Origin of the sequence: Shouchella xiaoxiensis, assembly GCF_016907895.1 — a bacterium.
GTDB classification, from domain to species: domain Bacteria; phylum Bacillota; class Bacilli; order Bacillales; family Bacillaceae_D; genus Shouchella; species Shouchella xiaoxiensis.
This window is the reverse complement of the sequence record NZ_JAFBCV010000001.1, coordinates 266964-281652: the sequence shown is the minus strand read 5'-3', so window position 1 is coordinate 281652 and position 14689 is coordinate 266964. Positions and strand designations below refer to the sequence as shown.

8 protein-coding genes and 1 pseudogene are annotated in these 14689 nt (G+C 42.6%); 2 read left to right on the top strand and 7 right to left on the bottom strand.

The genetic code is table 11. The annotated features are described in order from the left end of the window. Positions 1–43 precede the first annotated feature (43 nt). The 3 genes and pseudogenes from JOC54_RS01465 to JOC54_RS01455 form a co-directional block, all read right to left on the bottom strand. Positions 44–7126 carry a DNRLRE domain-containing protein gene (locus tag JOC54_RS01465; RefSeq protein WP_204463868.1) on the bottom strand — a complete coding sequence of 2361 codons (7083 nt, stop codon included), beginning with the start codon at positions 7124–7126 and terminating at the stop codon, positions 44–46. A 153-nt stretch (positions 7127–7279) separates the two neighbouring features. Further along, positions 7280–7663, bottom strand: a pseudogene (locus tag JOC54_RS01460) (VOC family protein). Positions 7664–7692: 29 nt separating this feature from the next. Continuing rightward, on the bottom strand, positions 7693–7974 hold the full coding sequence (locus tag JOC54_RS01455) for an ArsR/SmtB family transcription factor (RefSeq protein WP_204463866.1): 282 nt from the start codon (positions 7972–7974) through the stop codon (positions 7693–7695). Between the two features lie 474 nt (positions 7975–8448). On the opposite strand from JOC54_RS01455, the gene JOC54_RS01450 reads away from it, so the two are divergent. After that, on the top strand, positions 8449–8916 hold the full coding sequence (locus tag JOC54_RS01450; protein ID WP_204463865.1) for a helix-turn-helix transcriptional regulator: 468 nt from the start codon (positions 8449–8451) through the stop codon (positions 8914–8916). A gap of 25 nt (positions 8917–8941) precedes the next feature. Here the strand turns inward: JOC54_RS01450 and JOC54_RS01445 are convergent, their stop codons facing one another. From JOC54_RS01445 to JOC54_RS01435, 3 genes are read right to left on the bottom strand one after another with little or no spacing between them, the layout of a single operon-like run. Then, the gene (locus tag JOC54_RS01445; protein ID WP_204463864.1) at positions 8942–10060 is read right to left on the bottom strand and encodes a Ger(x)C family spore germination protein; all 1119 of its coding nucleotides are present in this window, start codon (positions 10058–10060) and stop codon (positions 8942–8944) included. Then, a complete protein-coding gene (locus JOC54_RS01440; protein WP_204463863.1) occupies positions 10057–11148 on the bottom strand; it encodes a GerAB/ArcD/ProY family transporter in 1092 nt (363 codons plus the stop codon). Before JOC54_RS01440 ends, JOC54_RS01445 begins: the two co-directional genes overlap by 4 nt. 14 nt (positions 11149–11162) lie before the next feature. Then, on the bottom strand, positions 11163–12593 hold the full coding sequence (locus JOC54_RS01435; RefSeq protein ID WP_204463862.1) for a spore germination protein: 1431 nt from the start codon (positions 12591–12593) through the stop codon (positions 11163–11165). A 306-nt stretch (positions 12594–12899) separates the two neighbouring features. Between JOC54_RS01435 and JOC54_RS01430 the strand changes: the two genes are divergently transcribed. After that, on the top strand, positions 12900–13046 hold the full coding sequence (locus JOC54_RS01430; protein WP_204463861.1) for a lmo0937 family membrane protein: 147 nt from the start codon (positions 12900–12902) through the stop codon (positions 13044–13046). Between the two features lie 685 nt (positions 13047–13731). Here the strand turns inward: JOC54_RS01430 and JOC54_RS01425 are convergent. Beyond that, the gene (locus tag JOC54_RS01425; RefSeq protein WP_204463852.1) at positions 13732–14595 is read right to left on the bottom strand and encodes a hypothetical protein; all 864 of its coding nucleotides are present in this window, start codon (positions 14593–14595) and stop codon (positions 13732–13734) included. Positions 14596–14689: the final 94 nt, after the last annotated feature.

Below are 14689 nucleotides of genomic sequence, written 5' to 3'. Positions count from 1 at the left end.
GGAACGTCCTCCCTTTTTTACAGTTTGTTCACTCTTAAATATACTATCGGTATCTTGATTGTTTAGGTTTTGAATGAAATTTCATGCGCCCACCGGCTAAGAATACAGAATCAGATCTTCCCTGTTCCCACCTTGATGCCCTTTCTCTACCTTTCAAATTCTTTTTTATAACCACAGCCTTATATCGGTTATATCCAGCCGATTTGTTAAAATCCCTTAATTGAGTATTTGCTCTCCTCGAACTGCCATTCTTATTTAGCTTGCTACCACTAATTCCAATCTTAGCTATCTGCCCAGTCTTTTTGTCTATAATCTTATAACCATGATGGTTTTTCATCGACTTCTTACTATTCCCATGAACTTTCTTCGCAAACCCCAGCGCCTTCTTCGCACCCTTAAACACTTTACCTGGTCCGAAGTTCGATGCAGCTGCCCAAGCAGCGCCTTTCCAGCCCTTGCCTGCCTTATACGCTTTATAGCCGTCATATGCGGCAAATCCTGCGTTTACTGCAAGCCAGACCCAATGTCCATCCGGGTCAACCAACATCACCGGGTTATTATTCGCGTACGTATAGCCATTCTGCGTAATAATATCGTCTTCATCACCTGGGTCGGGATCAATCGATAAGAACGCTCCGTGCTTTGGCTCGTAGTAGCGGGCCATTAGGTAGTACATGCCGGTTTCGTGGTCATACTGGTACCCGGCGTAGCGGTACGAGTTGTCTTTGACCGCTGTGGTTTCTTCGACTTTGAGCGGGTTGCCCCAGGCGTCGTATTCATAGGTTGCGAGTCGATTGCCGTCTTTGTCACTAATGCCGATAATGTCGCCATGGGCATTGTAGTGATAATAGTACTTCGTGCTGCCTTTTTTCATTGAGACGAGCTGGCCTGAGTCGGAGTACGTGTACGATTTCGTGACGGCGTTAGAGCCGTTCGTTTCGTAAAGAACGTTTAAGCTATCTCCGTCGTAAAAGTAGTTCGTGACGCTTGTTCCGACTGCTTTTTGGATGCGTCGTCCGTCTTCATCGTACGAGTAAGTGGCAATCGGAGCCGTTTCGCCTTTTTTGGTGATCGCCGTAATCTGGTCGGCGGCATCCCAAGTATAGCTGTAGGCGCCGTCCGTTAGGCGGTTGCCGTTTTTGTCGTAGGTGAGCGATTCGTTGCCGACGCTTGTAAGCTGATTATACAGATTGTAGCTTGCTTTTGTCTCTGTTGTTTGTCCGTTTTTCGTTGTTTTGACGGATGTGCGGTTGCCGAAGCCGTCGTAGGTGAATTCGTTCTTCGTGCCGTCGCGCAGCGTTTCGCTCATGAGCTGGTCAAGCGTGCCGTATGTGTAGGTGATCGCTTTGCCGCTGCTGTCTTTGATTGACGTACGGTTTCCATTCGCGTCGTAGGTCATGAATTCCTCTAAGAATGGCGCACCTGCGTCTGAACCAACGGTTAAAGCCGTTACAAGTCCGCGCGGGTCGTAGGTAAATGATGCGCCCGTACCGTTGCCGGAGATGAATGTTTTAACGTTGCCCTTCTCGTCGTAATCAAAATGGTACGTGCCGTCGCCATCTTTCATTCGGACGTTTTGATCTTTTTTGTTGTACTCATACGTATTCGTTTGTTTAAACGAGCCGTGTGTGAAAATGAATGTGTTTAACTTATCGGACGTGGTGGAATACGTCCATTCCTGCTTGCCTGTTCGTTCGGCGAGCGTAACCATCCGATCTTTTTTGTCAAACGTACGTGTCTTTGTTTGGTTTGCCTTTTCGTCTTTTACGGTTAATTCATTGCCGTTTTTGTCGTACGTAAAGCGGTAAGCGATTTGACCGTTGTAACTCTTCGTGGCCATTCGGTCTGTGCCGTCATAAGTCATTTCTGTTGTGTGACCGTTTGGCATCGTTGTTTTAATGACGTTGCTGTTGGCGTCGTACTGGTTGCTGACCACGTCTTGGAAAGGACCAACCGTTTTCATCAGCTTGCCGGCTGTATCGTACTCATAGCTGAAAACTTGCGCCTGCCCATTTGTTGGTGCAATTGATTTTGACAGCATGTTGCCGTTCTTATCATGTGTATAGGAGATGCTGGTGCCGTTATCAAGCTTTAGTTGCTTTAGCTGATTGGCTAGATCATAGGTGAACGTTTTTTTCTTACCGAGTGCATCAATTGATTCGGTCTCATTGCCGTATGCATCAAACACGCTAGACGTCGTAAAACCAAGCTCGTCCTCGACTTTGTTTACATAGTTTCCTTGACTGTCAAACGTCTGCTTTTTGACAACATTGCCTTCAAGTATGCGCATATCATCAAACCAGGCTGTGCCACTTCCTTGAATAAAGAACGAGACATCAATTTTCGTGACTGGCTTGCTTTTACCAAGCTTCAGTGCGGTCCGGTTCCAGTCGTTTGTACCTTCTGGGAACGTCGCTGGCCCGAAGTCGGCGGTTGTGCCATCTGTGTAGTGAACTTTAGCTTTAAGGCCATAGTTTGTTGATTTAACATTGTCAGCTTTTGATAAACCTGTGAACGTTAGATCAATCGCTTGTTCAGTAGCGGCTTTGTTAAGCGTAATTGTTTGCTTGTATTCACTGACTGCTTGGCTCGCTGTTTTGACGATTTTGATTGATTTTTTATCGTCAAAGCCGTTGCTGTCAACGGACCCGCCAGAACCACTCCATCCAGTCAGGTTGTTTTGGAAGCTAGAGTTTGCGATTGGGTTAAAGCTTGATGATACTTCGGCCCGTTCCAGCTGAACTTGATCAAACCAGGCTGACCCGCTTGCGGTCGGCTTTATTTTTTCAATTTCTAAGTAAACCCGGATTTTCGCCGTATTCGCCGGTGTAACAAAGGAAAGCTGGCGCTCTGCCCAGTTCTGCTTACCAACAACATGACTGTGGCGATTGTCAATCCACTGAATTCGTTTCCCTGCCGCATCAAGCGCTTCGACGTTTAAGAACGCTCTAGCGTTGATGGTATCGGTTTTCACAAGTGAACTTAAGGTGTACGACACATCTGGCGCAGCATCTACAACTTGGGTTGCGGCTTGATAAACATGATCGGCTGCATCGGATTGAATTGTCAGCTTCAGTGAGTTTGGACCAGCTAGTTTGCCAGTGGACTGACGATCAACAGCATAGGTGCCATTTGAATTTCTATCCATTCGTGTCCAGCTATTCGTCCCATCTTCAAAGCGGCTGTTTGCGAGTATATTTGCTGCCGTTGCAAGCTCATGGCTTTCTTCCGTAAGGTTTCCGTTCGCTGCATATTTAGAGGCAGAAGCGGTTTTTCCGCTTTGATCGGTTTCCGATACAGGATCAAGCCCATCGTAGGCAATCGTTACTTCATCGCCTTCTGTATCAATCATTGAAGTGACGTCATGATTGTCGTTGTACGTATAGGTTTCCGTTCCATAATCATCAACGGCTTTAATGACATTTCCGTCTTTATCGTACTGGAATGACTCCGTTGGCTTGCCCGACGCAATGTCATTCGGGTCGGTTGTCTCGGTTAAATTATTGCCGGCATACTTATAGTTCGTTGTCAGCTTTAGCCCGTCCACATCTTCAATGTACTGAATTGGGTTTCCAGCGGCATTGTACGTGTAAGAGAGCTTGCGGTTGTTTGGCTGTGTAAATAAAAGCGTTCGTTTCGCTAAATCATACGTCAGCTTGTATGATTCATTGCGCGGATTAATCGCTTCTTTCAGCATGTCGCCGTTATAGAGAAAACGATTAGAAACAGGATTCGCTTCCGTATGTGTCGGCTCATAGACGGCCGTTAGCTTTCCGTCCGTTGCATACTCATACTTTGTGACGGCTCCATCAAAATCGGTGTAGCTAACTAAGCGCCCGTTTTCATAGCCATATAGCAGCTTGCGAGATGCTGGTGCCTGTACTTCTTTGACCGTTCCATCACCGTTGTAAATAAATGTGACCGTACGGCCAGATGCATCTTTGATTGTTTTTAGACGATTTGTTTCATACGTATACGTCGTTGTATTGTTGTGACCATCAACGAGTTTTCCAAGTTTTCCAGTTGTCTTTGAAAAATGCGCTTTGGTCTGGTCTTTTGTTGTTAAAATGAGCTCGTTGTTCTTATCTTCAAGCTCAAGATACACACCGGTTGGCGGCTTGTACGAGCCATCACTCTGCTTCGTAAAAACGTGAAGCGTGCTGTCATCATCAACAAACAGCGCTTGATTGCCCGACAGCTTCAGCGTCATTTCACTGTCAGCGTGCCAGCCATAGCCAAACATTCCCGTTGTTCGTGCCAAGCTGTTGTATGTGCGGGAGAATCCAAGTCCTGGTCCGCGTCCGCTAATCGACAGATCCTCTTCAGAGACCATCAGATTTCCTGTCGCTGCATTCACTTTTCCATACGGTACGGATAATATTGACCAGTAGTCTTCTTCGCCGAACAGTTCGGTCGGCTGCCCGATCGATGGTTTGAATTCAGGAGACTGAATCGTTTCTCCATCCTCGTTATAAGCTGTTATTTTGAAGAAATAATTTTTCGCCGTTGTGTTTCCACCTGCATTCTTGTAGACAGGAGACGGGTCAATCGCAAGTTCCGTTCCTTTGCCATTCGTATAGAGTGCAGATTTACCACCATCAATATCGGCAGCAGTTGGCCAAATACCTTTACCTTGCGTCGTCCAATGGGTATTATCGCCGGCGTCAAAGCTTGTGAACGTTTTGCCGTTTGACATCCACACTTTATAGCCTGAGGCATTCTCCATCTCGTCCCAGTCAAGCATGATGTAGCCGGTATTCTCGGATTTAATGTTCGTATAGGCAACGCCGTTTGGTGCTTTCGGCTTCTCTAAATCGGGAATATATGGAAGTACGCTTGCTGAGCGGACGGTTTCCCCATGAGCATTGTAGGCCTGAATTTTAAAATTAAAATCGGTTGCATTTGGATAGTTTCCGCCTGAATTCTTATACACAGGAGATGGATCAACAGGCAGTTCAGCCCCTGCGTTATCGGTTAAGTGCAGCTTAAATTTTCCGGCTTTTATTTCGGCAGCCGTCGGCCAGATCTTCTTTCCTTTTGTGCTATAGGACGTGACGTTCCCTACATCGAGCATTTCATGGCTCGTTCCGTTGTACAGGTAGAGCTTGTACCCTGTCGCTCCGCTAATTGCCGGCCAGTTTAAATCGATATAGCCTGTACCGTCACCGCTGCTGAAGCTTTTTGTTGTTGGTTTATCTGGTTTTTTCAAGTTTGGAATCGTCGGTTTTGTTGCATCAGACATTGCACTTTCACCCTGTGCATAAATCGCACTCACTCTAAACCAGTAGTTTTTACTAGTAGGATAACTACCGCCAGAGTTTTTATAAACTGGAGAAGGATCGACTGCTAGCTCTGCCCCTTTTCCATTTGTGTAAAGCGCGAATTTACCAGCTGCAATATCCCCTGCCGTCGGCCAGATCTTCTTATTTTCTGTCGTCCATGTTGCAACATCACCAACGGTAAATGCTTGGTAATCTTTCCCGTTATAAACCCAGACTTTGTAGCCTGTTGCTCCCGGAACCTTCTTCCAACTTACGTTAACATGCCCTGCTCCATCCCCTGTTGTAAATGTTTTTGACGTCGGTGTCGCTGGTGCTGGAATCGTGTACGTAATGCTCATATGTGGCTTGTTTGTTGAATTGGACGTGGAGATGACTTTTTTCCAGTACTCCATCCCATTTCCGTTCGTATGCAACTTAAAGCCGTAGTTCTTTTTAGAACCGTCCATCCATGCTTTAACCGTGCTTGTTACATCAAAGCTAGCTGGCTTGTTTCTGCCAACGTCAACTTTAGCAATATTCGTTGAACCAGGCTTGTTATTCCAATTCAGTGAACTCGGGGTCCAGTCACTGTTCACCGTGTCCAGCCACAAACCATTTGGACTGTTGCCGTAGTAATGGTGAATGACGTGCACATTAAAGGTCGCTTTTGTAACGGTCATATTTTTTACTGCATCAATGCTTTGCTTTAAATAACCGTATGTCGTCCCCGTTGTATTATCGTACTTACCAACCTTTAGTACATGGGCATTTTGCGAAGCATCCCATTTGCTACTTGTTGAGCTGTAGTTTGCCGTTGGATAAGCGCTCATGACAAAGGCGTCAGAGCTCACATTGACAGATGTTGTCGGATCGATATAAACCGGATAGACCCGCGACTCATCCGCGAGCCACTGCTCATCGGCTTCCACCATAATTTCATAACCTTCATCAATCTCCGTAAGCACATAGCTAACATCTTGAGATTCTGCCGTTTCTCCTTTGGCATCATCGTAATTGGAATCGGCCATATACGGTTTTGGCAAATGGAAAACATCTTCAGCGGCGTCATTTGTAAACGTAATTGAGCCATCTTCGTTCTCAACTGCCGTTAAATCGGTTTTAAGGTTGTATGTGAATGTATGAATTCCATTGTATTCGTGTAAAACTAGATCTTCTTTTGTGCTCTGATCAAATGTAAAATGACGTAAATCAATATTAGGAAAAATCGCTTGGTAGGTTAATTCATTTTCATTAAAAGAGGCAGGTTGATCTGTAACTGCAATCGTTTCTCCCTCTCGATCTGTTGCTGAGAGGAGCGAAAACGTCAGTGTATGATCGTCTTGCGTGTACGTAGCGTACTCTCCGTTTTCCATTGCAGGTTTGAAGCTTGAGGCGAGGTTTGTGTTTTCCGTCGTTATTTCTTCAGACGAAACCTTCTCAAGCTCACTTGATATGTCTTGCCATTCTTCTGTGCCATCATCAAGTGTATGAATCGGTTCAAAATACACTTCCTGCGTATAGGAACCATCATCATTTAAGAAAAGTTTCGTATTCTCTGTTCGTTCGTCTACGAGCTCTTCTTGTGACCCAGGGTCATCATTATCTTCCAATTCTGAAATCTTATCAACTTCATTTTCTTGTACCGCAAAATCGGGTTCGACATCTTCATAAAGCGAATCGCCGTCTCCGTCTTCTTCCTCTTCATCATGCGTTTCTTCTACATGGTCTGCTTCATCGTGTTGCTCGGATTCCGCTGGTTGACTGCCAGATCCAGTCTGTTCTGCAATTGCCTGCAAAGGCATACCACCAACAACAATCAGTACAGCGAGTAACCAAATAAACCACTTCTGTGCCTTTCGCCTCATCTTCAACCCTGCTTTCTTTGAAATATTTGTCACAATTTAGTTATATTTGTAACAAACTTATAATATATTGTAATTCTATTTTTTGACAAGCTTTTTTTTCGACAAGATCTTCTTTTTTTGCGCAAAAAAAAAACACTCCATCAAGGAGTGTCTCTACCGTTCAATTAGTTGGATTAAATTGCCGCATGTATCGTCAAAAACAGCGATGGTCATTTCGCCCATTTTTGTTGGTTTCATCGTGAAGCTAACACCTAGGTTTGTCAGGCGATTGTACTCGTCTTCAACACTGCTAACGCCAAACATCGTTGCTGGGATACCATCAGAAAAAATGGCTTTCTGATAGTCCTTTGCTGCCTGGTGAGCATCCGGTTCTAGCAGCAAATCAATTCCATTATCGTTATGGGGTGAGACCACCGTAATCCAGCGATATTCACCAGCAGGCATATCCTCTTTCTTGATAAATCCTAGCTTTTCCGTATAAAACTCAAGTGCTTTTTACTGATCCTGAACAAACAGGCTCGTCACAATAATCTTCATCTGTTTTCTTCCTCCTTTAGGAACTGTGGCTACTCATCAAGCCAGCTATTTAGTAAACTGTGCAGCGGTTCCCTTCTAAATACAATGACGCGGTACTTTCCTTTCTTCTCCGTCTCGACAAGGCCCGCTTCTTCAAGTAGTGCAAGGTGTTTTGCTATTGCCTGACGAGAAATGGCGAGGTTGTATTTCATAATTAGTCGAGCCGTGAGTTCATATAACGTTAACTCCCTGCGTTCAGCCAATTCATCAAGCATCAGTCGTCGTGTGGAATCGGCGAGCGCCTTAAAAATCGCATCTTTTTTATCACTCATAGCGCTTATTATACGCAACCAATTAGTTGCGCACAAGTATAAGCAATCAATTGGTTGCGTATTCATTTTTCCGAAGTGGCATTTTTATTTGTCTTCTATGATAAAAACGTCTTTTGAGAATGGCCGTTTGCTATTGGCGTTCGTATTTAAGACTTCTGCACAGTCAAAAAAAATTACCACCTATTAATTTTATTCTCACAGCAAAAAATTGTAGTAGTCTGATTAAACCATTTCAAAAGATGTCTTTTATTGCTATACCTCATAGAGTCTCAACAACTATCGACATGTTGCACCATTAATCCGCCTTTAGCCGTCAATTTCCCGGCCATATTACCCGGGAAATTTTATTTTTACATTATTCAATCTATATTTCCAATAATCACTGCAACCAACTGTTGCTCATCATGCATCCAGTAATCGCTATCTTTGTCAGCTTATAGAGGTGATAATGGAGAGCAGGAAGGAGTGAATCGTTTGCGTTTTCAAGATCGAATAAAATACGAGCGAGAAAAGTTCAACTGGTCGCAACAGGAGCTAGCTGACCAAGTTCATGTAACGAGACAGGCTATTTCCAAATGGGAAACTGGAAAAAGTTTGCCCACAATTGAAACCATTATCCAATTAAGCGATTTGTTTAACATTACGATTGACGATTTTTTACGAGGTGACCCTCAATTGGAGAGAAAGCTGATTCAAGACAGCCGCAAGCTCGCTTACCCAAAATTAAAAGAGTTATTTGAAGTCATCCTCTATGTAAATGGCATTGCCATAATCTTTATCTGGCTGGCAACAGCCCTTAACACGTTTGCCGGAACAAGTATCTCACTTGTTGGCTTACCGGCTTGGGCGGAAAGGGTTCCTAGCGTATTAACGATCTTAGGATTCTCAGGTTATTTCATTTTTAACCGACGATATGAACCTCGAATAAACCAAGAGTCGTAGTCGTAACGACTCTTGGTTCCCTTTTCTAATTCACAATCCCATGATAAAGAACCTCTGTCTTAATCTCCACCTCAATCGGCATATTTGGGTACTCCTGCTTCCAGTCGAGCTCTTTCCAGTCTTCGTAATGATGAGCACGGACGCGTTTTCCTATTCCGTAGTAATCACAGTTGGCTTCTTGCAATAGGCGAATAACCTCCTCACACTCCATTTGCAAGCGCTCTTGGATTCGCTTATTCAATTCAATCACATTCTCTTCAATATAAAGCGTGTCCTTCGGGTACTCAACAACGTTAAAAGCTAAGTCTAAGTGAAACTTGGCTTTAAATGAGCCGTTTTCCTTCTTAACGGTTAATATTCTGTTTTTCTCTTCTACATCGGTCGTCACATAGTTGTTAATCCGCTGCTCTTCGTTATCACGAACGCGAAAATTAAAACGGCTCGGCTTAAATTTATCGCTGTCCATCAGCATTAACCGTAACGTCTGGTCGGCATTAATGATTCCGCTCATATGGTCTTTATTAAATAATGCGACGCCGTCGAGTGTAATGTTCTTATGATCAACCGCGTGTAAATATGGCAGAACAAAATCCGTACCATCATCAAAAATCGCGCTTAAGACCTTTTCCATTGATGCTTTCGGAATTACTTCTGCTTCTTCCAAGCCATTTAACAGATCACCGAGGTAATCACTTATAAGCGGTGTTTCAGCCGTGCGAACATCAAGCGCCTTTTTTGCAACATCTTTCACGACGGCAATCCGGGCGTTTGTTGTTGAGATTGGCGAGCGGAAATGGACATCGAGCAGTGGATAGATGTTTTGCTGGGCGAGTTCTTCACTCAATAAAGTGACTCGGTTTTTCGATGCAAACAATTCTCCCGATACTTTCCGGTCCAAATTCATGCGGCTATCCCGCGGCGTATTGCCCACGGCAGAAATAATTGCCGGCTCTTGTGAACTTCCGAGTCGTGATCCACTCTCGTCTTGAGATCCACCTATTGTCACAATTGTTGTTTCGATGAGCTGGTCATCGGTTTGATCAAGTGCTTGCGAGTAGATTAAATTAATATCTTTCACAAGTCGCTGGTCCCAGCATCCACTTAAGGCAATAAGTGCGAGGATCATGATGACTGCTTTTCTCATGCTTGAATCCCCCTTCGCTTTTTAAAACGAGTCGAGAAGATGACGAGTAAAACGGGTAACAGAAAAGTAAGGTATGCGCTTGGACGATTAATATAGCCAACCCAATCGCTAAATTCGTATACCGATAATGGAAAGAGCTCAAGTAAAACTGTAAGTAACACAACGAGCAGAACAACAAGGCGGTAGCGTGTACTGTTAAATAGAGTAAGGATGCCAATACTGCCGCAGTACACAAAAATAACGTAGGTTGTAATAATGCTAAGCGACCAGATGGACAGAAAAATTAAATCAAGACGTTCAATAATGGTCAGAGAGAATGATTTAATCATATATAAATACGGTTCAGGCAGAAGCTTCATTTCTCCGTGGCTAAAGGTAATAAAGGATGTCAGTAGGACAATAATGTAAATCGCCGTTACCGTCCAATGCGCAGCCGAAATGACTTTTAACTTCTCTTTCTCCGTCCCTTTGACGTATGGCAGAACAACGGAAAATACGATAAAGCCGTTAATCGCAAACATGGAAGCAAACACACCGCGCATAATTCCTGTCGCATGGGTGACAGCAACTGGCAGTAAATTTAAATAATCGCCATATACAAACGCATAGGCTGCAATAACAGGAATTAATAGCACGATCGGTGCTGATACAACAAGCATCCGCCCCATCTGCTTAAGCGTGGAAAATAGCATTGGCAAACAAGCAGACACAAATAACAGCACAAAGACCGTTTCCGGCGTCTTGTTTAAAATCCAGATGGCAATCAATTGCGTAAAGCCTTTTAATACAAGCGTCGCAATCGCAATGAAATAAACAACGAGCAAAAAGATCAACAGCTTTCCAACCACTTTCCCAGATGCTTTCTGGCAAATACCAAACAGCGTTTCATTAGGAAAGCGCTTATGGAGAATGTAGAAGCAAAAAAAGACAAGCTGTACGATCACGCCGGCAACGAGAAGAGAAATCCAGCCGTCGGTTTGAGCGTGTTCATAAATATTCGCAGGTAACGAAAAGAGGCCTACCCCAATTTGAGCATGCATAAAAAACCAAAAAAGCTGCGTTCTTCCCAGTACAGGCTGTGTCTTCATCTACTTATCCTCCTTTATTTTGTTGGACTCTTTGTTGGTTTAGTTGAAGCCATTGATGTATGGCGCTGAATCATCCAAAGTGGAAAGCGAACAATCGTATCCTTTAAGCCAGCTCGTTTAAATGGAGCAATTGGCGTCATATAAGGTGTGCCAAATGACTCGAGCTTAATTAAATGCATCAGAATCACAAAAAACGATAAGATCACGCCGATCAGTCCAAAGGTCGCAGCCGCAACCATTAACGGAAAACGCGTTAAGCGAATAACCGCACTCATTTCAGGACTCGGTATTACAAAGGAAGAAATCGCCGTTACGGCAACCACGATAATCATGATGTTTGAAACAAGCCCCGCGTTCACAACAGCCTCGCCAATTACCAGACCGCCAACAATCCCAATCGTTTGCCCAATCGGTGCTGGCAAGCGCAACCCGGCCTCGCGAATTAACTCAATCGTAAACTCCATTATGAGCGCTTCAATTAGCGGTGGGTAAGGAATGTTTTGCAAGGAACTTTTGACCGAAATAACCAATGGCTGTGGGATGATCTCGAAATGAAAAGCAACAAGGGATATGTACAGCGACGGTAGTAAAATCGAAATCACCAGCGCCATTGTTCGAATCAGGCGGATAAAGCTCCCAAGCACAAAGTGTACATTGTAATCATCCACTGCCTGCAAGAAGCTAAAGAAAGAAACAGGTAATATCAGTGCCGTCGGATTTCCTTCAATTAATAAAGCAATTCGTCCTTCGGCGATATTGCCAACAACCGAATCTGGTCGTTCCGTATAAAGGATTTGCGGAAAAAAAGAGCGCTTTGAATCTTGTAGCAACTCATTTATTGTTCCTGGGGAGCTGATTAGTTCTTCCTTTATATTACTGAGCCTCTTAGTCACTTTCTGTAAAATAACTTTATCAACCTGACCTTCTACATAAACAAGCGCGACTTCTTGTTTTAACGAACCGCCGACTTCTATTTTTTTTATAGTTAAACTTTCTAATAAGCCATGACGCCTGACTAGGCTTAAATTCGTTGTTAGACTTTCTACAAAACCGTCATGAGCTCCACGTAATGCTCGATCATTGATTGGCTCTTCAATAGACCGATTCAAATAAACTGGCGTCTTCACTGCGATAAGTTGTATTGGCTTCTTATCATAAACAATGACGTATCGCCCTTTCCAAAATAAAGGAATGCAGGCATCAATGGTTGGAAGCTCTTCAAGATCTACCGCCGCTAGTTTTTTAATTAGCGGTTCTACAAGCATTTCATCATTTAATAATGGATCAAAAAACGTATCTTCAAGCCATTGCTCATCAACTAATGTATTGAGATAGATAATGAAACCTTCCTGTCCTTGGTATGCAAATGAGCGAGTCATCAGGTCAGCGGGATCATGTAATTTCTCTACAAGCGTTTGTTTTACTTGGTCTAAAGTCTTCATCATCTCTCACCTTCTTTATTACTGTTACTTTCTGCGCAGAGTTGCTGGATTATTCATCCACAAAAAAAAGACAGCAAAAAAGCTCTAAGTGATTGACTTAGAGCATCTAGTGATATTTATATTGCATGATTAAGTGAAAGAAGCTCTTATTTAGAATTCAATTCCTTTTCGTTAGCAAAACATATAAATGAATTCACTACTCCTATTTAGTAGGAGTTCAAATGTCCTTAAGGTATAGTTAAAACCAATTTTGTTTCGTTTTTCTGTAAAGGGGTATTCTTAGTACATCAATCAAAGGAGGGCTAAAAAATGCTCTGGACTGCACTTGTTGTTATTTTAGTATTATGGTTACTTGGATTTATTGGTGAGGTTGGCGGAAATCTTGTACATATTTTATTAGTTGTTGCATTAGTTGTTCTTATTATTCAACTTGTTTCCGGACGCCGAAGAGTATAACAAAAAGATCAAGGATCTCATCCTTGATCTTTTTGTTATATAGTTCAGTTCATCGTGGCACCTAAATAAATTGAAAGGGTGATCTTTATGATTGATTTTATAAAATTTTTAATTGTCGGGGCTTTTTCGGTGCTTGCTATCTCATTACCTATTATATTCTTGTTGACTGGTCATTTAAACATTGTAACTATATTATTCACGTTACTACCGTTTCTCTTTATTATAATCGTTGTCTATGTTGTTGGTAGCATCAGACAATCTAATTAATATGATATTGGTTTAATCTATACCTTTAACTGGGTGTAGCTTTTTTTTTTTCGTCTTACTGGTTAAAAACTTATTTTAAGGGGTATATACAAAGTGTTCAGTCATCCAGTTCAGCTTAGTAACGTCAAACAACGAAAAGATTGTATTTCCTCTGAAGGAATACAATCTTTTTCTCTTATAAAAATAAGCATATTGTGAGGAGGAATTCCAATGGATCATCTTTCTATATGGTTACTTGTTTTAGCAGTTGTTGTCTTATTCTCTTTAGGAATGATGGCTTATCACACGGTAAAAGAACAAAATAACAAGAAGCGTTAACACACCCGAAATTTTTTGATTTGGCGTATTTTCTAAGAAACTCTTAGAATGATTAGAAACAAAAAAATCGTTCTCAGGTTCGAGAACGATTTTATATGCTTTATTGTATCGTATCCGCAAGTTCTCCATCTTCTACTGTAAGGTCATCTGGAGCAACAAAGGCCGATTCATCAAACGTTGGATTTAATTCAAAATCAATAACAGTATCTTCCGCCTCGACGGAACCTTCAACCGTTTCTCCTTCATTCGATTCTTTCATTGTTTCTTTTATAGGAAAGAACGTTTCTTGATCAATCCAAAACGACATCGTTTCACCATCTTGTTCCGCTTCAACATTATAGGTTTGATAGCCATTTATTTCTTCTTCACCGACCAGCGTTAAAGACCCATTGTCTAACACATCTTGATAAGGCTCGGCCATCATTGAAAACGTAAAGTCTTGCGTTATTTCGTCCTCATAACGAACAGCTTCTTCATCACCCTCTTCATACGTAATTGCATAATTCGGGTCATCAATGTCGGTAAAACTAATTGTTGTGGTCTCCTCCTCAGCCGTTTCACCACCCTCTTCTTCTACACCAATAGCAATCATGACTTCACTGCGATTATAGATCATACCATCCTGCATGAAGTTCCATTCTTTGCTAGACGTGTTCAAATCCATTTCCGCGTCACCTATCTCTTCTTCATCTTCTGGCATTTCAAACGATACATCACCAGAACCTTCAGCTTCAACATATAAACCTTCAAGTCCATTGTATAGCGCTATAACTTCTTCCATTATCTCTTCAGCCGTTAAATCATCTTCTTCATTACTTGCATTATTATCTCCGTTATCATTGGTTTCTTCTTGTTCATTGTTAGTGTTTCCATTATCTCCATTTGTGTTCTCGTCTTCCCCATCTGAACACGCACCTAGTAATACTGCTGTACTTAATAATCCTGTTAACATGACTTTTCTCATAAATATCCACTCCCCTTTTTTTATGTATCTACAGAGAGTGAGTTCCCATATCCAGCTAATTAAAACATATATTTATTTATTGAGCCAAATAAAG